The organism is Pedobacter frigoris, from assembly GCF_005116445.1.
In the GTDB taxonomy this organism is placed as follows: domain Bacteria; phylum Bacteroidota; class Bacteroidia; order Sphingobacteriales; family Sphingobacteriaceae; genus Pedobacter; species Pedobacter frigoris.
Genome location: NZ_SWBQ01000002.1, coordinates 339,554 through 362,677 on the forward strand (window position 1 = coordinate 339,554; position 23,124 = coordinate 362,677).

Genomic DNA, 23,124 nt, shown 5'->3' on the forward strand with positions numbered 1-23,124 from the left:
AACAACTAAATATTAAACCTTTAACTAAAAATCTATGTGTGATTTATTAAAGAATCTTACTTAAACAAATATAAAGCATGAGGGATTTTTTATCGAACAAAGTTGTTAACAAGGTGTGGGATAACTGCTTTAAAAAGATCAGATTTTAGTCATAATCAACCAACAAAAAAGCTAATTATTTCTTTTTTAGGGGATAGGGAAAATTTTTAATTGTTAATAATTTAAAAAAACTGACTTTACTGCTTAAAAAGTTAAGCAGTTATTCAGTTTCAGGAAGGTAACTGATTTCCACTTTAGCCACCCCTTTTCCAAACATACCTATCTGTTTCGCCGCCGCTTCAGAAAGGTCAATTTTAAACTTCTTTGAATGAGGTCCGCGATCGTTGATCTCTACGTCAACAGATTTTCCGTTTTCCGGATTCGTTACTGTCACTATCGTACCGAAAGGCAATGTAAGATGTGCAGCAGTGAGCTTCTTGCCACGGTAGCGTACACCACTGGTGGTTCTGCGACCTTCAAACTTTCTATGATAATACGTCGCGTAAACTGTCTTGGATATGACTTCTGATTCGCCTTCTTCAGTTATTTTTGAATTAACTGATGTGGATTTACTTTCATTAATAGCAATCGTGCCTGCTCCCTGATCTCCCGTAGTCTCCTGTGCAAAACCGACAAAAGACATTAGCATACCACATAACAATAAACAATACTTCATATTTACTTTAGTTGGTGAATCCTGCAAACATAAGTAAACTAAGTTGTTATAAACAAACAATGCCCGACAAGTTATCATCGGGCATTATAGTAATATCATCCTTAAACAAATTATTTCTTATCTGGCACAAAATTCATAGAAATTGAATTCACACAATGCCTGGTATTCTTATTCGTAAAACCTTCACCAGTAAAAACATGTCCGAGATGCGCTTTGCAATTTGCACACACAATCTCTATACGCTGTCCATCTGCATCAGGAATTCTTTCAACTGCCCCTTTTATCTCATCATCAAAACTGGGCCAGCCACAGTGCGACTCAAATTTGGTTTCAGAACGGTATAATGCGGCATCACAACGTCTGCAAGTATAAGTTCCTCTTGTTTTATTGTTCAGCAACTTACCTGTACCCGGATACTCTGTGCCTTTACGTACAATTACATCCTCTTCCTCTTTGGTTAACTTATTCCATTCCATATTGCTCTTCTTTATGACTACATTTTGTTTAACGGTTTCTTTTGGATTGGGTTTCTGTGCACAGGCCACCAAACTTGTGATGACTAACAAACCCATCAACATAAATGTTTTATTGATCAAAGCTCTCATTTTCTGTAAAATTGGTTAATCAATATACGTTTAAAGATCGGTAAGTAGTTTCTGACGGATGCCATAAAATTGTCATCCTAAAAAAAAGCTCCGATGATTAGATCACCAGAGCTTTTTGCATTATGCAAGAAGATCTTATTATTTCTTTAATAGCTCTGCCATAGCAGCACCGATTTCAGCAGGGCTTTCTACAACACGGATTCCGCATTCAGCCATGATTTTCATCTTAGCAGCAGCAGTATCATCAGCACCACCAACGATAGCACCGGCATGACCCATTCTACGTCCCGGAGGAGCAGTTTGTCCGGCGATAAAACCAACAACAGGCTTAGTACCGTTTTCTTTGATCCAATGTGCAGCTTCTGCCTCCATACCGCCACCGATCTCGCCGATCATGATGATACCTTCTGTTTCAGGGTCGTTCATTAACAACTCTACAGCTTCCTTAGTAGTAGTGCCAATGATTGGGTCACCACCAATTCCGATTGCAGTTGTGATACCTAATCCTGCTTTTACTACCTGATCAACAGCTTCGTAAGTTAAAGTACCTGATTTAGACACGACACCTACTGTACCTTTTCTGAAGATAAAACCTGGCATGATACCGATTTTAGCTTCATCAGCAGTAATTACTCCCGGGCAGTTAGGACCGATCAAACGGCAATCTCTGCCGGAAATATATTCTTTAACCTGAATCATATCCTTAGTCGGGATACCTTCAGTAATACAAACAATTACTTTAATTCCAGCCTCAGCAGCTTCCATAATAGCATCTGCTGCGAATGCAGGTGGAACGAATATGATAGATACATTAGCACCGGCTTTATCAACTGCATCTTTAACAGTATTAAATACCGGTTTGTCTAAGTGAGTCTGGCCACCTTTTCCTGGTGTAACACCACCAACAACGTTTGTTCCATACTCAATCATCTGAGAAGCATGATAAGTACCCTCATTTCCTGTAAAGCCCTGAACTATAACTTTTGAATCTTTATTTACTAAAACACTCATGTATCTTTAATTTTTGTGCAAACTTAAGATAAAACTGCGAAGCATTCATGAAAACATCTAAAAATTTATAAATTATTAAAATTTCGCTTGTTGAAGCATTTCCAGCTCATAATTATCTATTTAACGGAGACAACATTTAATTCTATCCCTATTGCATCTGAGATCGCCCCATCTCCCAGGTTTCTAAAAAAACTCCCTGAGTCAAACTTTATGCCCCATTTAGTCCGGTCAATCTTAAATTTTGTACTTGTTTTCATTGAGTTTTTCGTAAAAGAAATGGAGGCAGGAAAGGTAACTGGGTGTGTTATATCTTTAATTGTCAGATCTCCGGTTATCAATCGTTCTCCCGGAGGGGCATCCTTTTCTTTTTTAATCTTGGTAATGGTAAATTTAGCCTTTGGGTATTTGTTTACAGAGAAGAAATCGTCACTTTTTAAATGATTTTCCAATTCAGTACGGCCATTATTAATGCTCAGATTCTGATTTTTAATGCTTTGCATGTCAATCTCAAACTCTCCTTTTATAATCTCATTATTTTCAGTTGCTATTTGTCCTTTAACAAGCTGAATACTTCCGTGGTGCTGATCAAATAAAAACACGTAATATCCTCTCCAGGTCATGGAGCTTAGTTTACTATCTATTTTATAAATGCCCTTGTTATCTTGTTTATGGTCTCCTATTTTAAAACTGTTTAATAAGCAGGCAAAAAAAGCAGGATTGTGAGGGAGCTTACTTGTATTAGCTTCCTGTGTAAAGAATAATTAAAATGTCTCATGTTTTGCTGATATTATGGTGAACTAATATGTGATTAAACTGAAATCGAATTTAATGACTCATGGTCCCCAGCCAGTATAAAGAGTTGTAAAAAGAATGTAAACGACTGTAAAATCCGAACAGATTCATCCTTTCCTCATTTGAAAGCCCTATTTTTAGCTATGCATTTAAAATTTCTTTCGGGACTTGTTATTCTTCTATCAGTTCTTTCAGCGTGTTTAATGGATAGCGGTAATTCAAATGAAGATTATGAATTGGCAAAGGAGGAGATCGTGATCAGGAAAATCGGCCATGAAATACTACTTCACTCCGGTGACAGCACCTCAAGGGTTTTGCCGGTTAAGCGATTAGCTGAAAATGAATACCAGATACAATTTGAAAAGGAGTTTATTTTTGATCCCAACTTCCTGGTTCAAATCGTAAAAAAGGTAGTTTCAGAAAATAAGCTTTCACCGGAATATGTAGTAAGCGTAATGGATTGTTTGAATAAAGAAGTAGTATTCGGCTATACCATATCAGGGAACGGCCAAAAAAATGTGATACCTTGCATAGGCAGAATACAGAAAAAAAAATGCTACTTCATCAATCTTAAGTTCAGAGCTCAGGGAGTGATTTTTAAAACAGAAAGTAAAGTCTTATCCATTTTAGCGGTATTGATAATTTTAGTATTGTCCGTCAAATATTACAGACGGAAATCTTTGGCAGATAATCAAGTAAAACAAATTGACATTCCGGAAGATGGAATCAGAATTGGTAAATATAATTTTTTCTACGAAAAACAATATCTGACCGTTGATCAGGTAAAAACAGACTTGACTATAAAAGAAGCGAAGCTACTCCATATTTTCGCTGCCTCTCCAAACCAGATTATAGATAGAAACAGGTTGCAAAAGGAAGTATGGGAAGACGATGGCGTTATCGTAGGACGGAGTCTGGATATATTCATATCAAAACTGAGAAAAAAACTCGAATACGATCCAACCGTCAGAATTGTTAACATTCATGGTAAGGGATACAAACTCGAAATCAATTCATAAATATTATTTCCGTTTTATCAGCTCCCTATTTTTCAGTTCGTTTTTCAGAGCCAGTTCTACCCGTTGTTCAAAGGGCTTTAAATCAAACACAAATGGTTTTGTAGCCAAAGGGATTTCATTTGCTGTTTTAAGAGTAGGTGTATAGCCACCGGCAACCATATAAAAACGATCAGGATATTTTGGAGAAACACCCTGTTCAAAATCATCCCGTTGTCCTACACGCCCATCGGTATTAGAAAACCTGACTTTGTTGAAGTTAATCCATTGACCGGTTTTGGCATCTTTGCCGTAAGCATTATAATAATAAGCTTCTCTGCGGAACTGTCCATTGGTATAGCCAAAATTCTCTAAGAAAGAGTAAAACCCATCAAACATGCGCTGCTCCTTAGGTGCCCGCCAGCTGGCTACGTAAATCCAATCCTGACCTTCTACTTTATACCACGCCGAAAGTACCACTGAATTGCTATCGGTTTTAGCAATATTCATTAAAAACTTGACAGGTTCGCCGGTTTTCCAATTGGCAGTTTTTACGTAAGATTGACCGCCAGTGCCTTCTCCGCCAAAATTATTAACCGTTGTCAAATCACCTTTATCAACTAAAGAAACATAATCATGTTTGGTTATCGTAGTATCATGCTCAGCATCTTTACTATCCCAAACAGAGAACAATACCCTGCGCTCGGTTGCTGAATTGGTTTGTATGCCCATATACCCACGAAAAAAGCCCAAACTCATATAATAAGTAGCCAATGCATCGCCTCCTTTTGGCACCAAAATTTCCTGGTACATCCAATTGTAGATTTTACTGTTTGGTGCTGTAGAACTAAAAGCTAAATGTACCGATGGTGTAGATTGATAATCGATATGGTTTACATGTGCCCCTGTAGTTGATGATCGAAATATCAAAGACTTAATGGTAATGGATGATTGGGGATCGGAAATTGGTTTTAGCTCATACCTGAAATAGCCTGTTTTTGGAACCTTTATTTTTGATGCAAATAAAGAATCGGCCTTACCGTCACCTTTAAATGTTATTTTTTTACTAAATGGTTTAAAACCGGAATCCTGATAAGTGGCATTGACCTTCAGCTCAAATTCAAGGTTTTTATCTGCAGCAACTACATGATCAAATAACAAATCGTAATCACCCGGTTTCTGATAAACTATCCACACTACACTTTTGGTTTGGTCTCTCCAACTAGATACTACATCCCTGGTTTCAACCCAACCCACCGGCACCCTGACCCCTGGCCTCTGGGAAGTGAAAGGTTCTACATAAGCTTTGTTTGCAGGCACCACAAAGTCCTGACTATTTTGTGCAAATGATAGTTGTCCTAAAAAGGTAAATACGATTAAAATAAAGTTGATTTTCATTTTGTGTTCACTGATATCGGCAAATAAACCATTTAAAAACGGCAATAAACGAAGAAAAGCTTTTTTTAATAGCGTGATTTTGATAAAAAATTTAAATGTTTTCGACTAATTAAAGAAATATTTAAAGATTCAAGTCTTATATGTAGCTTTACTAAGTTATGCAACCACTCAAGATATATTTTAGAATCACACATACAGGAAATGGAAAATACCTCAAAACCAAAAACGAGGTAAGCAACCTGATTGTTGACGTTATTGATAGAAATCCAAGCAAATCTGCCACAGAATTAAGGGAGCTGGTGATCCAGGATTTCAATAGCAATCCTAAGGCACAAAAAGTATTGAGCACCAACGATCGGTTCTTCATCCGAACCATAACAGACGTTGAGGCCATCATCACTTTTCTGCCGCAGGAAAGAAAACCCGAAGAACAATTCTATACCCAATGGAGATACATTCAGAATTCAGAGCCTTACATGCTGGTGCAATACCTTGATGAAAACAAAGTTGTTGTCTACAGTGAGCGAACCAAAGTCATCCATACAGTAAAATTAGACAAAGATATTGTCGTAATAGCTGATGAAAATGCCTGATATATCAGCAGGTGTGCCAGCAATATTTTTCATAATATTTTGTTCATTGCACACACCCCCTCACCCAATCCGCGCAGTACCTGATGCTGCTCTTACGCCTCGTCTTATACTAAATTCTAATCCCACAAGCTTATTCGTACTTCCGTATTTCCCTCTATGAAATACACTTATCCCCCAATACTCGCTCTATGATCCCGGGATCTAAACTTATAAAAAGACTTTACTTTTCCAATTTGATTAATTGAATTACTATACTTAATATAGCAGTTCAATAACTATCTAAAAATGGCCTCACTATTAAAATCCAATTACAATCCTACAAAAATAGCGGCAATAATTCCTTGTTTCAATGAAGCTGAAAATCTAATTCCACTTTATAACGCCATTAAAGAAGAATTGAAATGTTATCAATATGAGATTGTATTCGTTAATGACGGAAGCACTGATAGAACGCTCGATATCTTGAAGTCAATTCATGCGACAGATGATAATGTATCATATATCGATTTGTCAAGAAATTTTGGACATCAGAACGCACTCAAAGCTGGTTTAGATAATACTTTTGCAGATTGCTTAATCACAATAGACGGAGACTTCCAGCATCCTCCAAATGTCATAAGTAAATTAATTGAAAAGTGGAATGAAGGTTTCCACGTTGTTAATACACAACGAATCGATACAAACCATATATCAGTATTCAAGCGTATTACGAGTGTTTTTTTCTACCGAATAATCAATTTTATCTCCAAAGACAAATTAATCAGAAATGGAGCTGATTTCAGATTGTTGGACAAAAAAGTGGTCGATATAGTTCGAAAAATGAATGAAAACGAACCTTTCTTACGTGGAATGATTTCTTGGGCTGGATTTAGTCAAACATGCATAAGTTTTGAGGCAGACAAAAGACTATATGGAAAATCCAAATATTCGCTTAGGAAAATGGTCTCCCTATCATTGAAAGGCATTACTTCATCAACAATTAATCCTCTACGCTTATCTTCAGGGATAGGATTTTTATTCTCGATTATGTCGTTTATTTATGGGTTTTACGCAATCTACCTTCATTTTTTTACTAATCAAACTATTTTGGGTTGGACCTCAATAATAGTTAGTTTCCTATTTATCACTGGCCTTCAATTCATTATGATAGGTATTATAGGTGAGTATGTTGGCAAAAGCTTTATGCAAACTAAGGGTAGACCAGGATATATTATCTCGGAATCTCGCTTTAAAATTCAAGAAACACTTACAATTGGCAATACAATCCAAATTTAGTCTTGCAATCTTTGTTTGTAAACTTAATGAAAACATTTAATTTTAAACAGAAATTAGCTCGCTTACTTGATATACCCTATCCAATATTCAGAAAACATGTTTCATTTGAACTTTATAGATATCTTGCTGTCGGTGGTATTTGTTTTCTGTTGAACATGGGAGTTTTTCATTTCAGTTATTATTACTTTTTTATAAACAATCTAAATCAAAATATTTTTTTCAACAACAATCTGATGTCTCTCCTAACTTCAATGGTTATTACCGTGCCGATCGGATTTTATCTGACAAAGAACTTTGTTTTTAGCAGTAAATTAAAGGAAAATACGCAATTATTTCGTTATTCCGTTTCGATTTTGCTTTCATTATTCCTCTCAAAGAATATACTTGACATATTTATAATCAATCTATGCCTTAATGTAACAGTATCATTTCTGGTTAGTATTTTTGTTACCCAAATTTTCTTATTTTATTTCCAAAAATTAATTTCTTTTAGGTAGTTTCAGATCTTTGTGATAATCTGATATTCAAATCAATAGCATATGATAGAAATTTCCTACATCAACCATGCAAGTGTCCTAATTAGTATTGATAATATAAAATTATTAGTAGATCCGTGGTTTACTGGATTTTGTTTCGATGAGGGTTGGGGACTAAGATATCACAATACTCTTGATATAGAATTAGCTACCATGGCTACCCATTTGTGGATTTCTCATTTTCATTCCGATCATTATCATTTACGTACGTTAAAGCGAATCTTGAACGCCAATCCGGAAATTATTTTAATCGCAAATCAATCATTCAATTTTAGTTTTGATCAAGTGGGCCGCAAAATTGGATTTAAGAATATCATCTGTTTTCATGAAAGAAAAAAAATGAAAATAACAGACCACATATCCTTGGTCAGGTATCCGACTACAGGAATTGATAATATGCTATTAATCGAATCAGATTATGGCAACATTTTGAACTACAATGACTGCAATCTTTCTGGATGGGCGCAAAAACAGTTGGCAAAGAAAATAGGCCCCGTAGATATTTTCATGTCAAACTTTAATCATGCTGGTAAACTTTTAGTTTCACCTCCAATAAACCATCTTGATATCAAAAATAAGCTTAAAAAGAACTTTGTCGATAACTTTAAAAATTTCAACCCACATTACGTCTTTCCGTTTGCTTCATACCATTATTATAGAGCGATGGAAAGTCTCGACCAGAATGAATCGATGCTTGATGTAACTGATTTGATTCCTTTACAATCAAACATCTTAAATGTTAAAGTTGGGGACACTGTAAAATATTCAAAAAGTGCCGTAGAAATTATCTCAGAGACTGGATACGTTAAAAAGAATGAAATAGATTCTTTGAAGAGGAAGACTTCTGTTAATTTAGACATACTTTTACCTTATGCTGAAAAGTATTTAATCAATTTGCGAAAAAATTTCGGCCTGTTTGTTTATACACTTCCAGACTTATTCATAAAAGTTACAGATCTTGATATAATCGTGAAGTTTAGTGCATCAAAAGGGTTGCGTAAAATCAATCATGGAAAACATCACATTGAAGCACACAGTACAGCTTTAGCTAACTGGTTTAATGATGTGTATGGAACAGATAGTTTTGTAGTTGGCGCACATTTTAAAATATCGAGTAATAATAAAATTCCTTTGAAATGGCAGATCATCTTTGGAATTTTAATCGACAATAAACTAAGTATTAAGCATTTATTTAGTATGTTATTTAGCCGTAAAGGCCTTGAATTTTTACTAAATAGGCGTGAAGAAATTGTTGGGATATTACTAGAACGGAAACTTAGCGCAGACTACCATGATTAAGATTCAATAGCATGCTTTGATTGATTGAAACCATTTTATATAAAATAAGTTTGTTCTAAAAATATGGCAATACTGGCATGAAAATATCTTTTTATCAGCGTTTTGATATATACAAGTTAGCAATATTAACTCTTTCTATATTATCGTGTATATTGTATCATAGAAAGGGCCATTATTGGGGCGACGATTTTGCCTTATATATTCACCAAGCAAAAGCATTGATGCTGAACGGAATTAATGAATTGATTGAAACTAACCTGTTTGCAATAAACAACTCTTCATTCCACGATTTTAGTCCAACTCTAGCGCCTTGGGGCCTTCCTTGTCTGCTTACTCCTTTATATCAATTTTTCGGTCTAAACATAGAGGTTTTCAAAACATTAATTGCATTATTTTACATACTATTTATATTTTCGTTTTATAGTTTCTGCAACAAATTTCATACAAAAACAATATCGTTCATTTATACCTTGTTTCTTATAGTTATTCCCGCTCTTGCTTCTCACACATCAGCTGTTCAAACAGAGTTCCCCTATTTATTTTTCTCCATGGTCACGTTGTTAATTATGACAGGATATAAATTAAATAAATACAGGCTTTCTCAATCCGTACTAATTGGAGTGCTTATTTTCATATGTAGCCAAATTAGAACTGAGGGCATTCTGTTACTAGGCAGTTTATTGTTTTTTCAATCATTTGAAATAATTAAAAACTTCAGATCTTTTTTTAAAATAAGAGCGATAATATGGGTGATAACACCACCTTTTATCTTTGTTTTATTGACATTTATTACTGGTCTCTTCCTGCCTGCTGGATTTGTCTCTCACATTAATTTCTATTCAAAAGTATCTATATCTTCTATTATTGGAAACAGCGCCTCTTATATCAATATTGTCTCGTCATTTTTAATACCGAAATATAGTTATGTTTTTTCGTTTACACTCTTTGGTTTTATGCTATATGGATTATTTAAGAATTTTCCTCACAATAAAATATTAGTTATTTACACCACTTTTCTAATCATACTTTACATGATATGGCCATTTTTTGAAATTAGATATGCCTTTTTGATATTACCATTTGCTCTATATTTTATATTGGATGGACTTAAGTCTATATTGAAGCTCTACTTAGCAAAAAAATACAAGACTGTTTTTTTTACGCTAACTATATTGGCAATCATGTTTTCATTAATCAGAAATGGCGAAGAAATAATTGAGGAAAAAAACTTTACGCGAAATGAAATCGAAGGTCCTTACAAAAAAGATGCTGCAAAGATGTTCAATTTTGTTTCTGCAAAAACAGATCCCAAAAGTGTTATAATATTTTTTAGAGCAAGAGCCATGTCTTTATATACTAACAGAAAGTCAGTGATGATTTTTGGTAACGATAAAAATCGAGTATTTGATATTGGAGATTACCTTGTGATAAATAAAAATAATGTAATTTGCCAAATTCAACATTCTGATCCTTTTTTAAATTCAGCATTATTTACCCATCGTTTTAAACAAGTTTATGAAAATGAATCCTATGTTATCTTCAAGAGAAAACTTGGTTAAAAGCACTTTGGTGATAATTCCTTGTTTTAATGAGTCGACCGTCCTCAAAGAAGTTATCTGTGAACTTATATCCAAAGGGTTTGATATCGTAGTTGTAGATGATTGTTCTAATGATGATAGTGCAGAAATTTTAAAATATTTTTCAATACATTATATAAAACATCCAATAAACTTAGGTCAGGGTGCTGCGTTAACAACAGGATTCCAGTATGCACAATCCCTTCCACATCCCTATGTTGTGACTTTTGATGCAGACGGACAACACAACCCTAATGACATTATCAATCTTTTAGATACACTCGCTAATAATGACTACGATATTGTCTTTGGTTCCAGATTCCTAAACGGTACACACAAGATGCCAAAAATGAGAAAGTTAGTATTAAAATTTGGAATCATTGTGAATTATTTATTTACAGGTATTTTATTATCAGACGCGCATAATGGTTTAAGAGCATTTAAAAGAACACAATTACAGTCTCTTAATTTTTCCGAGAATCGTATGGCTCATGCCACCGAACTACTATTTATCGCAAAAAAATATACAATGAAATATGCAGAGTGTCCAACAAATACAAGATATACAGATTACTCTTTAAAGAAGGGTCAAAGAAATATCTCTTCTATTAACCTCTTTTTTGACATCTTTTTATTTAAATTATTTAGAAATGCTGATTAAATATCTCCTTTCTTCTATCATTATATCCATAGGGATATATAGTTGGATGAAACTCCAAAAAACTTTATTAGTCAGAGGTCTGATTTTTACTACCACATTATTATTTGTTGTTTTAGTATTCATTCCACAATATACAACGATTATTGCAAATCATTTTGGGGTTCACCGTGGAGTAGATTTTATCTTTTATCTAGCCTTTCTCTTTGCATACTTTTGTATCATTTTTCTCTACAAAAAAAATAGACGACTCGAACAAAAGCTTGCCCAATTGATAAGAGATATTGCAATCGAACGTGCCGTTAACTCAAATAGTAAGAAATTATAGCTGCTGTACTATTGTTGAAACGATTTGCATGGATAACCTGAAAGTTAGCGTACAGCTGTCAGCGTTTGCAAACAGTGCTTACGGTTTTGACCAAAAATAATTACACAGTCTATCTATAATGTCAATTTGAAGTTGAAGGGCCTAATTACTTTACGATATCGAGATTACAATTAGAATTGTAACCCTCCCGGATTTCGAACCGGTTTGCTAACGAGAATTCAAATTTATGACCTCCCCCCAATTTTCAGACACGCTAAACTCGAAAATCAGGGCTTTAATCGGCTTTTTTTCCGCATCTCCTGAGGCGTTGATCCTACCAAAGAACTATGTGGTCTAAAGGTATTATATTCTATTCTCCATGCTTCAATTTTTGCTATGGCATCTTCCATTGACAAGAACCAGTTGGTATTAAGGCACTCATCTCGAAAGCTTCCATTAAAAGATTCAATATATGCATTATCTGTGGGTTTTCCGGGACGGGAAAAATCTAGGATAACTTGATTCTCATATGCCCATTTATCCAGTGCCTTAGATATGAATTCACTTCCATTATCAACTCTAATTTTTTCTGGAACAGCTTTAAATTCCTCCTTTAATCTTTCAAGTACTGTCACTACCTGCTCCCCTTTGATACCTTGTTCTGGGTAAATATCGAGGCAAAATCTTGTATAATTATCCACTATAGTTAAGGATCTAAATTTCCGTCCGTCGAAGAGTTGATCGGACACGAAATCCATGCTCCAGCATTCATGTAAATGCGAGGGTGGCATCCGCTCTAAACGATGTGCGCCGGCTCGATTTCTTCTCGGCCTTTTACTGCGCAGGTTCAATCCTTCCAGCTTATATAGCCTGTAAACTCTGTTATAGCTATCTTTAAAACCCTCTCGGCGAAGCAATGTAAAGATTCGTTCACTGCAATATCTGACCCTAGTTTCTGCAATTTCCTTCATACGCATTCTGATTACCTGATCATCACGACCTATCTTTTTGTAATACCACATCGAGCGGCAAAACTTGGTGACCTCACAAGCCCTGTGCACAGAAACTTTGTAGTTGACCACTAAAGCTTCGGCCAGCCCCTTCAATTGGGCTGGCCTTAAAGCTTTTTTTTAAGTACATCCTGCAGCATATGTTTGTCCAGGCTTAAATCTGCTACCAGTTGTTTCAGTTTAGTATTTTCATCCTCAAGCTGCCTCAGACGCCTGAGTTCAGTAACTCCCAGACCGCCGAATTTCTTCTTCCAGTTGTAAAAAGTTGCCTGGTGAATTCCCATTTTCCGGCATACCTCTTCAACGGAGGAACCCGTTTCTGCCTGTTGCAGTGCAAATGCAATCTGCGCTTCTGTAAATTTGCTTTTTTTCATAACAATTACTGTATGTTTAAGTTAAGTAATTGCCCGGATTTTTTCGACTTTTCAGCAGTGTGGTTTTTCGGAGAGAGGTCATTTAACAATTGCTTAAATATATTTAGTGGGACTTGGCCTTGTAAAAACTGGTAAAAAATAAACAACTTTAAACGCCTGATAATTTTTTTCAATGCAGAAAACTATATCTACCATTTACCCATCATTCTAATAATCACTTTTTTAAGAGTGGATATTCAGAAAACGTTGAAAACAAATCTTTGAACATTAATATCACCGATTATCAAACAGATACATACTTACTTCGAAGTGGCAAAATTTATGATGCTGTAGCCTATACTCTACTAGAAACAAATATCAAGTAAGAAACCATAACTCACTAATAACTAATTTCACAGGCCATTGCCAAGTCGGTATAGTATGGAGATAAATAATCGAAAGGTTTCCAGTTGCCGCCCAAATCCAATGCCATTACATTTAATTTATTGCCTTTTTTATCATTTACGCCAATAAAAGGTCGAAGACTTTGGCCATTATTATATTTGCCCTGCTCCCAAACAATATAGCTGAAGTTGCCTGGTGTTTGAATCCATTCTACAGCCACCATAAACTTACCTTTCGGTAAAACAATGTTGTGTTTAGCTAAATTGACAGGGATATTTTCCTCCGGAAACCCTGGAGTTATTTTTATTTGGTTTTGGCAAAGCTCTGCAATGGGCATGTTATCGTTATCAAGTTGATAAATACGTAGTCTAAACGCACTAGATTGTATTTGATTCAAGATGTAGCTGCGCATATAACTACTTTTATCTGTACCCGTGATCGGATCAGTGTTTCCACGAAATAAAAGAATGCGCCCATTGTCACGAACTATATCTTTTGGCAGGTCAAACAAGAGTTGGTTTAAAGTAATTTTGTTTAGCGTAGCACCAGGGTATGAGTTATCAAAAATCTGCCCCATTTGTATGTAGCGAAAGGGTCGATCTTTATCGGGAAGACCGAGCCATTGTCCTATGGATTGTTTATCATAGCCATTCAGCAGTTCCTTTTTACCAGCATTAGTTGAGGCATATATAATTGGCTTAGGCCGTGCATTTAATTTCATTTTACCCTCTTTCAACAGATCGGAAATCGTCATTTTATGATTCATATAACCTTGCGCATCTATGAAGAGCGTATCTGCCAAGTTTTCCTGGGTATAATTAATCTCAACTTTGCCATTTTCGATTTCAAAGCATTTTCCAGAATTGAGGGAACACAGCATGCCATAAGCAATATTTTTACCAGACTGTGCATCCTGAACTTCCAGTTTGCTATGCAACCTATTTTGTTGTGCCTGTACTGTCATGCCCAGACAAAGTGAGCAATACCATAGGATTATTTTTTTCATCTTTGATAGTAAGATATCTTTGCGGAAAGCGCCAATTCGTCATCGAATCTATCGGTTGGTTGCCGATCAACTGGCGTCCACCTGTCTTGCAGCCACACATATTTTATTGTAGCATTTTCTTTTTCTGTTTTATATATGGCGATCAATGGTTCGTATCCTAATTGATAGATTAACGCGATAGGAAAACTGTTATTTTTTTCGTCATCTGGCATTGGCCAAGCGACTTGACGGGATAACGTCGCTTTGCCACCAAGCCCTAAACTGTAATTTTTGTTTGGGAGAATATCTAACCATTCAATGGCTATAAAAAACTGACGCTGCCTGGGTCTAATGTTATAGCTTCTTAAATCGACTTCTATATCCGGATCTAAGTTATTGATGTCAAGAGGAATTTTTATTGCATCTGATAATGCCATTGGTGTGCCAACTGAATCTGGATAGATTAAATATAGATTAAATATAGCCCTACGGCCATTTTTATTGTACGCATGTTTTTTGAAATCGTAAAATATAGCTCGTTTTTCCCATGGGGATCTGGATCTGGATGCGGTTCCAACAGTTGTTGGAACTACCATTACAGGAGTTTCTAAAAATCTCCATACATTGACCGATTCCAGTTTAAAGCTATCTACGTTGGCGGTAAATAATTTGGCTATTGGGAATTTTGAGCTAATGAAACGGCGGTCTCTATCCCTTTCTATAGTGTAAGCCACTTCTGAGTAATCGAATTCATTGAGCATTTTAAATCTCTTTTTTCCTCCGTCAATCTGCACTTCTTTCAGGGTTTGCTCATCTTCTTTTAAACTAATAATTTTGTCTTTTGGCAACTTGCTTAACGGGATATTCGCAGTAACGTAACCAATGGCAGTTATAGTCAGGATTCCATCCGTCGCATTTTCACCGACTACAATTTCAAATTCACCCCGCAAATTCGTCTGCGTAACTTTCTCATTCAGCCTAACTGTCGCATAGGGGATTGGCTCTTTATCATTGACCGAAACAATCTTACCCTTTATGGCTTGTGAAAAGGCTGTTAGGTTTAGGGCCAAAAATAAAAGAAGTAGGCATGTTATTTTCATAGAAGTAGATTTTTATAATGATAACAATATTTTAATTGTTATCAAAATTTCATGAATCAAATTAAGAAGGTATTGCTTTTCAAAAAAAGATCTAATAGCTATACCATGTCGGGATTATAATGAAAATAATTATTCAATTTATGTAAATACATTAAAAAATTATTATTATTGTATAAGATCACACCGCAAGTGATTCATTTAACGCAAATGAAATAGTACTCATTCCTAGACGCTCTTAAATTTATGGCTTACGTAGCATTAATTTCTCCTACTATAAGAATAGTTTCCACTATTACCTTTATTATTCAATATCTAAAACAAAAAAATTATCAGGCATTAATATAAAAAATTATGAAAAAAAATACACTTAAAATTACGTTGGCAGTTTTGCTAGCTACTTCGTTCTACTTTGTAGGAACGCCAAGTAATGCTGCTAATGGTACTTTCGCAAATCAAAATTTTAGTGGCGGCACTAGTTTACCACCACTATACACCATTCCCACAGCCAATACTTGTGGCCTCCATACTGAGCCTGAAGAGCAGTATTCTGAATGGGACCACGACCTCATGGTTGACTGCTATTCTTGTGAATATACGGTAGAATCCACTGGATGTGATGATTCACGAGATAATATACTTAACAATGGATATGGGTTCGAGGATATTACTTTTAAAGCAACTCAAACTTGGCAAGCTTCTTACGAAGTATGGTGCAAACCGTCTTCTGATTCTACTAAATATTGCGCCAAAGTATTTGTAATGGGGCAAAGAGAGCCCGGTAGTTGCTCAGATCAATATGATGGGACTTGGCCTTGCTCTACTATGTAAAAAATAAATAATCTTAAACGCCTGATAATTTTTTTTTAAATGCAAAAAAAATATTTTTACCACTTATCCATCATTCTAATAATCACTTTTTTTTATGCCGGATGTTCTGAAAACGTTGAGAACAAATCTTTGAATATTGATATCACCAGTTATCGAACAGATACAAACTTACTTCGAAGCAGCAAAATTTATGATTCTGTAGTCTATATTCCACTGGAAACAAATAGTAGAAATTTAATTGCTAAAATTGATCAATTGGAGATCGAATCGGAAAGATATATTGTCTTAGACAAAGATTCTAAAACAATTAGTATTTACACTAAAACCGGGAAATTTATTAATCTGATAGAAAACGTCAATACGTGGAATTTTTGGATCGACAATCATTTAATCAAATTTTTCAATTCGAAAAAAGCAAATGAAATTCTTGCGTATAATTTAGACGGCGAAGAAGTAAGCAAATCAAAATCAAATCATTACTTCAAAAACATTATAGAATTAGACAGTATTAGTCACGCTGAATACTATGGTTACGACCGGTCTAATTACGCTCCTTACAATTCGCATAATCTCGGAATATTTAAAGGGAAGGAATATAAGTTCTTCCTTAACAACGAAAACATCTTACTTTCTAAAGAAAACGTTATTTCTACCGGTAGATGTTTTTTCAGATCAGATTCTATAACACTGTTTACACCAGAATACTCTACGGAAATATTTTCGATTACTCCGACAAGTTGTACTAAGAAGATTACCATTAAAATTGATAAGGAGGCATCTATTCCATTGTCAGACGCGAATTTTTTAAAGGATCTAAAGTATAATATTAAACACGGCAAATATATTGTTGGCCTGAACAATTGTTTCGAAGCTAATGGGGTTGTTAGCTTTCAGGTGGTATCCACTTTCGGATTTTTCAACTTTATATATAATATTAATCAACAAAAGCTTTTGAAAACAAATGAGATATTTAAATATTCTGTATTTAAACAGGAGAACCCTATTGGCATTGCTACTTTAGGCGTAGACAATGGTTCATTTATAAGTTCAATGCCTGCTTCCTTTTTCGTAAAGATGTTGCGTAAATCAGCATTCAAGGAATCCATAGCGCCTTTCGCTACTCAGTATTGGTCTGAACTGAATAAAGTTACTGTCCATAGCAATCCTGTACTTATCAAAGCATATCCTAAAAAAAACTGGTTGTAATCACTGCACATATAAAATGAAATCTAACACTTTAAAGAGATTTACAGATAGTAAAATAACCAGTTTTGACTTTATCATTTTAACGATTGTATTATCGCTTATTATTTACGGCAATTTAAGATTGCTTGGATTTTCAAAAAATGATGATAGTTGGATGTTGTTAGAGAATCCATTTGTAATAAATGCTAAATTTTCAGCGAAATATTTTATAAGTATTTTTAGCGAATTTTACGGTGGCCAGTATTCTCCTGTTAATACTTTATATTATGTGGTTCTCTATAAAATTTTTGGTCCAAACCCACTATATTTCCATTTAGGATCTTTATTGTTGCATACAATAAACACCTATCTAATATATATATTCATAAATCAGATTCTGATTTTTATACAACATAAAAATCTGCTTATTGCTCCGTTAGTTGCTATTTTATGGTGTATCCATCCATTGAATGTTGAAAGTGTCGTATGGATTTCAGCATCTAAAATTCCGTTATATTCTTTTTTTGGTCTTTTATCTTTAATAAGATATCTCAAATTCCTTGTTAGCAAATCGAAATTAATATTTTTGTTTAGCGTTGTAGCATTTTTAATTTCTTGCTTATGTAAAGAACAAGCAGTTCTGCTATGTATGATGGTGGTGCTTTTACACTATTTATTCGCAAAAGATACCAAATGGTATTTTGTGCTACCCTTTGTTACCATCATGCTGATTTTTACAGTAATTGGATTTTTGACCAGTCAAGATGACGGTCAATTATCTTTGGTTTACGATCACTTATCATTAAGCCATCGAATATTATTATCTATTTATAGTATTTGTTTTTATATTTTCAACTCAATATTACCTTTAAAGTTATCTTACTATTACCCGTTTGAATTCAGCAGCAGCAGTAATCCATCAGTTCAACTTTATGTTTTTCCTATAATCTTATTTTCTCTCGTCTTTTTGATGCTCAGTATCAAAAAGCAGATTAATTGGAAGATAATCTTAGTCGGATCATTAACATTTGGCATAAATTTATTGCTTAGTGTACATCTCATGCCTTTACATAGACAGTCTATGTTGGCGAACAGATATGCTTATATCCCTCTGATAGGAATTTTATTAATTATTATCTATCTAGTGTTTTACGGCCTTGATTCCATAAAACATAAATCAACTCCATATTACACAATTGTTCTCCTGCTAATATATGGGGGTTACTTACTTTACAGTTCCAGTTCTTTAGTTTTTCAATACGCACAATACAATATATAAATGGCCAACTTAAATATTTCAAGGGTGATTTCAGTTTTTGCAGTTATTACTGCCTTATGGGCACTTTTTCTCAGAACACCGGTTGCGAACCCAGCTAAGCATCAACAATTCAATCGATTAGACGCAATAAGGCTTGACAACTACAAAACTTATGTAAAAGACGCTTGGAGCGATGATGGTAAAAAAATTAATATGGGCAGGATTATTTACGATGACCAAGATAATTCTTACAGATTGAGACAATTAGTTCCAAAACCGAAATTGATCCTAAGATATTCATTTGCAGACTGTGAAATGTGCATAGATACGTTAATGACTCATTTAGGAAAAGCAGAGTTCAAAGGTTTACGTGAAAATACACTCATTTTAAATGACTCATTTTCAAAAAGGGATTTTGCTATAAAAATTAAGCATACTAAAAGCCCTGTTAAAATATTTAACATCGGCAGTGAACCTCTGGGTTTTTTAAATGAGAATAAAAATCAACCAATATTATTTACTCTGAACCCTGAAGGTGTGGCGACCCGCTTCTACTTTCCAATGAAAGAGTTAGGTAATGATTTAGATGTATATTTGTCTACAATTCAAGATGTCTTGAACAAATAAGTGAATTTAACTGTGTGAGAAAATCTCTCTTAAATTCGGTTGTTTTAAACAAACGATTGACGCAATTTCTACTTTCAATATCCAGTTTTTAGGAGGGCGGGTCAAAAGTACCTGGAAACAGTAATAGATCAAGACTAGGAAGGGGGCCAATTTCGCTAAGGCTTAAAAATCTGCTATCCTTCCTGCAGATTTGCAAATTACCTTTGGCGCTAATTAGAATCCAAATTACTGAGGGAACAGGACGTTTTGAGTCACATGATCAACTAGGCAATCACCAACAGCTACTCAGTAATTCAGTACAGTACGCCTTTTACTTCCCTTTAGACAAATCTTTGATGTAGATATTTTTGAAATCTACTGGCTGACCTTCACTTTGTAGCGCGATAAAACCACTGCTTAGCAATTTGCCGTCGATCTTAATCTTCGGATCATATCCGTTTGCAGTACCTCCCCCGATCTGTGGTTTTGAATACTCCAAAACAGTATCTCCATTGATGATGTGTTTAATCAGGGAATCTCCCAATACAATCAGTTCCCCGCGTACCCATTGTTCGCCATCATATGTTTTTGATGTTGAATTCAAACAGTGCGATGCAGCGATTTTACCCTGATAAACCACGTTGGTTCCTGGCGAGCACATATTACCTGTAGGCCTTGGCTTGCCATCTCCCAGTCCTGCTAAGAGCTGCATTTCCACTGAGATAGGCCAATCCTGTTCCTTAAGCATACCTCTCGGGTCCTGAGAATGGAACATTACTCCACTATTTAGTAAAGTATAGCTCGGCGCTCCTTTTTGCAGCTTTCCTACAAAGCGATATTCGAATTTAAGGTGATAATAAGAAAATGGTGTTTTGTAATATAAATGGCCAAACTGGTCATTGAAATCACCATAATGATCATACCTGATCTTAATGATGCTATCCTCTACCCTGAAAGTATTTCCAAAATTCACACCTACTTCATGATGATGGATTTTCACAAACCAATCGTTGATGTCTTTACCATTAAACAATGGCTTCCATCCTTTGGTATCATTTTGTGCAGTATTGGTTTGTTTCAATCCGCCACAACCAACAAAAATAAGGCAGGTTAGCAGGGCAGCGTAAATGGCATTTTTCATTTTTCAGTATTTGGGTTTGATTTGAAATGCAAAGTACAGAATTACACCATAACTTATCGCAGTATAATAGATTTATTACTCAGCACTATTTTAGAAGTTAATATCATAACTCCGTTTCGCCTTGGTATCTAACTTTTTCAACTGTCCTGCGTATTTCACCTCGCATGTCCCGCCATTACGTGAGTATACTTTTGCGCTAATCAGCTTTCCAGCTTTCCAGTCCATATCCACTACAAAACCACCTCTGGTAACAAAACCTTTAATTGATCCTGATTGCCATTCTACAGGAAGTGCTGGCAATAGTTCAACATAGCCCTGATGGCTTTGCAAGAGCATCTCGGCAATACCTGCTCCACCGCCAAAGTTTCCATCGATCTGAAAAGGCGGGTGTGCGCCAAATAAGTTGGTGTATACTCCACCTCCACCCATTTTAATGGCGGCATCTTTACCTACAAAACGCATGAGCTTTTTAACCGCATCATAGGCTCGTTCGCCATTCTGCATTCTTGCCCACAGGTTAATCCGCCAAGCAATGGCCCACCCTGTTCCATCGTTCGTTCTGATCTGTAATGACCTCCTTACTGCATCTGCAAGCGCAGGGGTTGCTGAGCTGGTGATACTGGCTCCCGGATATGCAGCAAATAAATGAGATAAATGTCTGTGCCTGGGATCCTGATCTTTCCAGTCGTGGTACCATTCCTGCAGATTCCCATCCTTACCCACCTGATAAGGATATATTTTCTCCAGTGCCTCTTTTACTTTTTTCTGAAAATCCAGATCCAACCCGAGTACAGCTGCAGATTTCAGGTAATCAACAAACAACTCTCTAATCATTCCCAGATCAGCAGTACTTCCATAAAGCGTTTGGCCTCTGTACCCCTTATCAGTGATGTATACGTTTTCCGGAGAGGTAGAAGGCGCGGTAACTAGATTTCCTTTTTGATCAGTTGTGAGGAAATCCAGACAGAACTGAACTGCACCTTTCATTAGCGGATAGGCCTGTTTTTTCAGATATTTCTTATCCAGGTTGAATGCATAATGTTCCCACAGGTGGGTCGACAACCATACACCGCCCATCGGCCAGTTGGCCCAACTGGGATCACCCTCACCCGAATCACCTACAGGATTTGTCATCGCCCAGATGTCGCTATTGTGATTGCACACCCATCCGCCTGCATTAAAATAGTTTTTTGCAGTGATTGCCCCGGTCTTAGACAGGCGTTCAATGAAACTAAACAAGGGCTTGTGCATTTCGCTGAGATTTCCGGTTTCAGCACCCCAGTAGTTCATCTCTGCATTGATGTTCGTAGTATAATTACTACTCCATGGCGGCCTTATAGACTCGTTCCACAAACCCTGTAGATTGGCCGGAATTCCGTCCGGACTGGACGAGCTGATCAATAAATACCGGCTATATTGATAAAACAAGGCAATCAGACTGTTGTCCGTTTTTCCCGTAGCATAACGGTTCAACCGGTCTACGGTTTCCAATTCTTCATTCTGAGTATCTCCAAGTTGAATAGAAACTCTGTCAAAATATTCCCTAAAGTCCTTTATATGCGCATCTTTGAGCTTCTGATAACTCTTTCTGGATGCACGTTTAGAATAGCGATTTGCCAATGCAGTTTCATCTTTACCTTCCCTTGCGGGATGCTTATCAAAACCATTAAAACTAGTGGCCATGGAAAGTACCAGTATGGCTTCTGTAGCATTGCTGATTCGAAGTGTAGTATCTGATGCAGATTGCTGTCCATCTGTTTTCAGCACCCTTAATGCGGAAGTAAATCGCATCGCATTTAGCGTATCATTAACCACTGCATTTGGTATATTACCACGGTAGTTGGGCTCAGTATGAACCGGTGCCCATCCCTTCATGGTCAGCAATTTATTTTTGCCCTGGCTTTTTGCGATCAGCTTGCTGTTGAAATGCGTTGTAAAATTAAGCTTATTCTTACCCGTTGCTGTCAACCTGAAGATCACCACCTGATCCGGGTTTGATACAAAAGTCTCCCGCATGTAAGTCGTTCCATCTATTTGATAAGTAACCTTTGAGATGGCATTCTGTATGTCGAGTTCCCGTTTATAATTGCTCGCTTCTCCCTTATGATCAAAATTGAAAAACAGATATCCTAAAGGCATGTATGCTTCAGAATATGGCCCCTGCATAAAATGCTGTAAACTATCTGCCTTCTTATAGTCTTCAGCAAAAAGTGCATCTCTTATCGGCTGCAGGTATTTGTGTGCATTTGGGTTTATGTTTGCAGCGTCTATAGGTTTACCGGACCATAGCGTAGCCTCGTTCAGCGAAATTCTTTCTTGCGTTATACCACCATAAACCATAGCGCCCAAACAGCCATTACCCAATGGCAATGCCTCTTCAAACTGTCCGGCAGGCTTGGTATACCACAGTTTTAAAGCTTTGTTTTCCTGCGCCAGCGCAGGCAGGAATAATACACAACTCAGGTAGAAGAATAATATTTTTGCTTTCACAA

22 protein-coding genes are annotated in these 23,124 nt (G+C 35.9%); 12 read left to right on the plus strand and 10 right to left on the minus strand.

What is annotated here, in order from left to right; translation table 11 throughout:
• Nucleotides 1-259: 259 nt before the first annotated feature.
• From FA047_RS07905 to FA047_RS07920, 4 genes are all read right to left on the minus strand, one after another.
• Entirely contained in the window at nucleotides 260-715 is a 456-nt protein-coding gene (locus tag FA047_RS07905; protein ID WP_225872674.1) for a septal ring lytic transglycosylase RlpA family protein, read from the minus strand.
• A 110-nt stretch (nucleotides 716-825) separates the two neighbouring features.
• Nucleotides 826-1,320: a methionine-R-sulfoxide reductase gene (locus tag FA047_RS07910; RefSeq protein ID WP_136835442.1), complete on the minus strand. Its 495-nt coding sequence runs from the start codon at nucleotides 1,318-1,320 to the stop codon at nucleotides 826-828.
• A gap of 138 nt (nucleotides 1,321-1,458) precedes the next feature.
• Nucleotides 1,459-2,331: a succinate--CoA ligase subunit alpha gene (sucD, locus tag FA047_RS07915; protein ID WP_136835443.1), complete on the minus strand. Its 873-nt coding sequence runs from the start codon at nucleotides 2,329-2,331 to the stop codon at nucleotides 1,459-1,461.
• 116 nt (nucleotides 2,332-2,447) lie between these two features.
• The gene (locus FA047_RS07920) at nucleotides 2,448-3,011 is read right to left on the minus strand and encodes a YceI family protein (RefSeq protein WP_317130916.1); all 564 of its coding nucleotides are present in this window, start codon (nucleotides 3,009-3,011) and stop codon (nucleotides 2,448-2,450) included.
• A 315-nt stretch (nucleotides 3,012-3,326) separates the two neighbouring features.
• Here FA047_RS07920 and FA047_RS07925 point away from each other — a divergent pair, with 315 nt between their 5' ends.
• Complete coding sequence (locus FA047_RS07925; RefSeq protein ID WP_205943272.1) at nucleotides 3,327-4,142, plus strand: winged helix-turn-helix domain-containing protein; 816 nt, start codon at nucleotides 3,327-3,329, stop codon at nucleotides 4,140-4,142.
• Nucleotides 4,143-4,145: 3 nt separating this feature from the next.
• Here the strand turns inward: FA047_RS07925 and FA047_RS07930 are convergent, their stop codons facing one another.
• On the minus strand, nucleotides 4,146-5,516 hold the full coding sequence (locus FA047_RS07930; protein WP_136835445.1) for a DUF3472 domain-containing protein: 1,371 nt from the start codon (nucleotides 5,514-5,516) through the stop codon (nucleotides 4,146-4,148).
• 158 nt (nucleotides 5,517-5,674) lie between these two features.
• Here FA047_RS07930 and FA047_RS20800 point away from each other — a divergent pair, with 158 nt between their 5' ends.
• From FA047_RS20800 to FA047_RS21130, 7 genes are all read left to right on the plus strand, one after another.
• A complete protein-coding gene (locus FA047_RS20800) occupies nucleotides 5,675-6,109 on the plus strand; it encodes a hypothetical protein (RefSeq protein ID WP_136835446.1) in 435 nt (144 codons plus the stop codon).
• Between the two features lie 285 nt (nucleotides 6,110-6,394).
• Entirely contained in the window at nucleotides 6,395-7,384 is a 990-nt protein-coding gene (locus tag FA047_RS07940; RefSeq protein WP_136835447.1) for a glycosyltransferase family 2 protein, read from the plus strand.
• A 26-nt stretch (nucleotides 7,385-7,410) separates the two neighbouring features.
• Nucleotides 7,411-7,881: a GtrA family protein gene (locus FA047_RS21125; protein WP_136835448.1), complete on the plus strand. Its 471-nt coding sequence runs from the start codon at nucleotides 7,411-7,413 to the stop codon at nucleotides 7,879-7,881.
• 42 nt (nucleotides 7,882-7,923) lie between these two features.
• Nucleotides 7,924-9,219, plus strand: coding sequence for an MBL fold metallo-hydrolase (locus FA047_RS07950; protein WP_136835449.1), 1,296 nt, complete (start codon nucleotides 7,924-7,926; stop codon nucleotides 9,217-9,219).
• A 77-nt stretch (nucleotides 9,220-9,296) separates the two neighbouring features.
• Nucleotides 9,297-10,778 (plus strand): hypothetical protein, encoded by a 1,482-nt coding sequence (locus FA047_RS07955; protein WP_136835450.1) that lies wholly within the window; start codon nucleotides 9,297-9,299, stop codon nucleotides 10,776-10,778.
• Nucleotides 10,735-11,457 carry a glycosyltransferase family 2 protein gene (locus FA047_RS07960; protein WP_136835451.1) on the plus strand — a complete coding sequence of 241 codons (723 nt, stop codon included), beginning with the start codon at nucleotides 10,735-10,737 and terminating at the stop codon, nucleotides 11,455-11,457. Before FA047_RS07955 ends, FA047_RS07960 begins: the two co-directional genes overlap by 44 nt.
• Nucleotides 11,447-11,782 (plus strand): DUF2304 domain-containing protein, encoded by a 336-nt coding sequence (locus FA047_RS21130; protein WP_136835452.1) that lies wholly within the window; start codon nucleotides 11,447-11,449, stop codon nucleotides 11,780-11,782. The genes FA047_RS07960 and FA047_RS21130 overlap by 11 nt, the downstream gene beginning before the upstream one ends.
• Before the next feature lie 266 nt (nucleotides 11,783-12,048).
• On the opposite strand, the gene FA047_RS07970 is transcribed toward FA047_RS21130, so the two are convergent.
• The 3 genes from FA047_RS07970 to FA047_RS07980 form a co-directional block, all read right to left on the minus strand.
• A protein-coding gene (locus FA047_RS07970) for an IS3 family transposase (protein ID WP_136835453.1) occupies nucleotides 12,049-13,145 on the minus strand; the annotation gives its coding sequence in 2 pieces (ribosomal slippage) (nucleotides 12,049-12,893 and nucleotides 12,893-13,145; 1,098 coding nt in all).
• 379 nt (nucleotides 13,146-13,524) lie between these two features.
• Nucleotides 13,525-14,535: a hypothetical protein gene (locus FA047_RS07975; protein WP_136835454.1), complete on the minus strand. Its 1,011-nt coding sequence runs from the start codon at nucleotides 14,533-14,535 to the stop codon at nucleotides 13,525-13,527.
• Entirely contained in the window at nucleotides 14,532-15,614 is a 1,083-nt protein-coding gene (locus tag FA047_RS07980; RefSeq protein WP_136835455.1) for a carboxypeptidase-like regulatory domain-containing protein, read from the minus strand. The genes FA047_RS07975 and FA047_RS07980 overlap by 4 nt, the downstream gene beginning before the upstream one ends.
• A 351-nt stretch (nucleotides 15,615-15,965) precedes the next feature.
• On the opposite strand from FA047_RS07980, the gene FA047_RS07985 reads away from it, so the two are divergent.
• Genes FA047_RS07985 through FA047_RS08000 form a run of 4 tightly spaced genes read left to right on the plus strand, consistent with a single transcriptional unit; the run spans nucleotide 15,966 to nucleotide 19,512 of the window.
• Nucleotides 15,966-16,442 carry a hypothetical protein gene (locus FA047_RS07985; RefSeq protein WP_136835456.1) on the plus strand — a complete coding sequence of 159 codons (477 nt, stop codon included), beginning with the start codon at nucleotides 15,966-15,968 and terminating at the stop codon, nucleotides 16,440-16,442.
• 39 nt (nucleotides 16,443-16,481) lie between these two features.
• On the plus strand, nucleotides 16,482-17,648 hold the full coding sequence (locus FA047_RS07990; protein ID WP_136835457.1) for a 6-bladed beta-propeller: 1,167 nt from the start codon (nucleotides 16,482-16,484) through the stop codon (nucleotides 17,646-17,648).
• Nucleotides 17,649-17,664: 16 nt separating this feature from the next.
• Entirely contained in the window at nucleotides 17,665-18,906 is a 1,242-nt protein-coding gene (locus FA047_RS07995) for a hypothetical protein (RefSeq protein WP_136835458.1), read from the plus strand.
• Nucleotides 18,907-19,512, plus strand: a complete 606-nt coding sequence (locus FA047_RS08000; RefSeq protein WP_136835459.1) for a hypothetical protein — start codon at nucleotides 18,907-18,909, stop codon at nucleotides 19,510-19,512. It abuts the gene before it with no gap.
• A gap of 310 nt (nucleotides 19,513-19,822) precedes the next feature.
• Here FA047_RS08000 and FA047_RS08005 read toward each other — a convergent pair whose 3' ends face one another.
• A complete protein-coding gene (locus tag FA047_RS08005) occupies nucleotides 19,823-20,632 on the minus strand; it encodes a 3-keto-disaccharide hydrolase (protein WP_136835460.1) in 810 nt (269 codons plus the stop codon).
• A 90-nt stretch (nucleotides 20,633-20,722) separates the two neighbouring features.
• Nucleotides 20,723-23,122, minus strand: coding sequence for a glycoside hydrolase family 95 protein (locus tag FA047_RS08010; RefSeq protein WP_225872675.1), 2,400 nt, complete (start codon nucleotides 23,120-23,122; stop codon nucleotides 20,723-20,725).
• Between the last annotated feature and the right edge of the window lie 2 nt (nucleotides 23,123-23,124).

Bases quoted from the DNA above. Each gene is read 5' to 3' on its own strand.
- FA047_RS20800 (WP_136835446.1), top strand. From the start codon at position 5,675: ATGCAACCACTCAAGATATATTTTAGAATCACACATACAGGAAATGGA.
- FA047_RS07990 (WP_136835457.1), top strand. From the start codon at position 16,482: ATGCAAAAAAAATATTTTTACCACTTATCCATCATTCTAATAATCACT.
- FA047_RS07950 (WP_136835449.1), top strand. From the start codon at position 7,924: ATGATAGAAATTTCCTACATCAACCATGCAAGTGTCCTAATTAGTATT.
- FA047_RS07940 (WP_136835447.1), top strand. From the start codon at position 6,395: ATGGCCTCACTATTAAAATCCAATTACAATCCTACAAAAATAGCGGCA.
- FA047_RS21130 (WP_136835452.1), top strand. From the start codon at position 11,447: ATGCTGATTAAATATCTCCTTTCTTCTATCATTATATCCATAGGGATA.
- FA047_RS08000 (WP_136835459.1), top strand. From the start codon at position 18,907: ATGGCCAACTTAAATATTTCAAGGGTGATTTCAGTTTTTGCAGTTATT.
- FA047_RS08005 (WP_136835460.1), bottom strand. From the start codon at position 20,632: ATGAAAAATGCCATTTACGCTGCCCTGCTAACCTGCCTTATTTTTGTT.
- FA047_RS07980 (WP_136835455.1), bottom strand. From the start codon at position 15,614: ATGAAAATAACATGCCTACTTCTTTTATTTTTGGCCCTAAACCTAACA.
- FA047_RS07995 (WP_136835458.1), top strand. From the start codon at position 17,665: ATGAAATCTAACACTTTAAAGAGATTTACAGATAGTAAAATAACCAGT.
- FA047_RS07925 (WP_205943272.1), top strand. From the start codon at position 3,327: ATGGATAGCGGTAATTCAAATGAAGATTATGAATTGGCAAAGGAGGAG.
- FA047_RS07960 (WP_136835451.1), top strand. From the start codon at position 10,735: ATGAAAATGAATCCTATGTTATCTTCAAGAGAAAACTTGGTTAAAAGC.
- FA047_RS21125 (WP_136835448.1), top strand. From the start codon at position 7,411: ATGAAAACATTTAATTTTAAACAGAAATTAGCTCGCTTACTTGATATA.
- FA047_RS07930 (WP_136835445.1), bottom strand. From the start codon at position 5,516: ATGAAAATCAACTTTATTTTAATCGTATTTACCTTTTTAGGACAACTA.
- FA047_RS07905 (WP_225872674.1), bottom strand. From the start codon at position 715: ATGAAGTATTGTTTATTGTTATGTGGTATGCTAATGTCTTTTGTCGGT.
- sucD (WP_136835443.1), bottom strand. From the start codon at position 2,331: ATGAGTGTTTTAGTAAATAAAGATTCAAAAGTTATAGTTCAGGGCTTT.
- FA047_RS07975 (WP_136835454.1), bottom strand. From the start codon at position 14,535: ATGAAAAAAATAATCCTATGGTATTGCTCACTTTGTCTGGGCATGACA.
- FA047_RS07955 (WP_136835450.1), top strand. From the start codon at position 9,297: ATGAAAATATCTTTTTATCAGCGTTTTGATATATACAAGTTAGCAATA.
- FA047_RS07985 (WP_136835456.1), top strand. From the start codon at position 15,966: ATGAAAAAAAATACACTTAAAATTACGTTGGCAGTTTTGCTAGCTACT.
- FA047_RS07910 (WP_136835442.1), bottom strand. From the start codon at position 1,320: ATGAGAGCTTTGATCAATAAAACATTTATGTTGATGGGTTTGTTAGTC.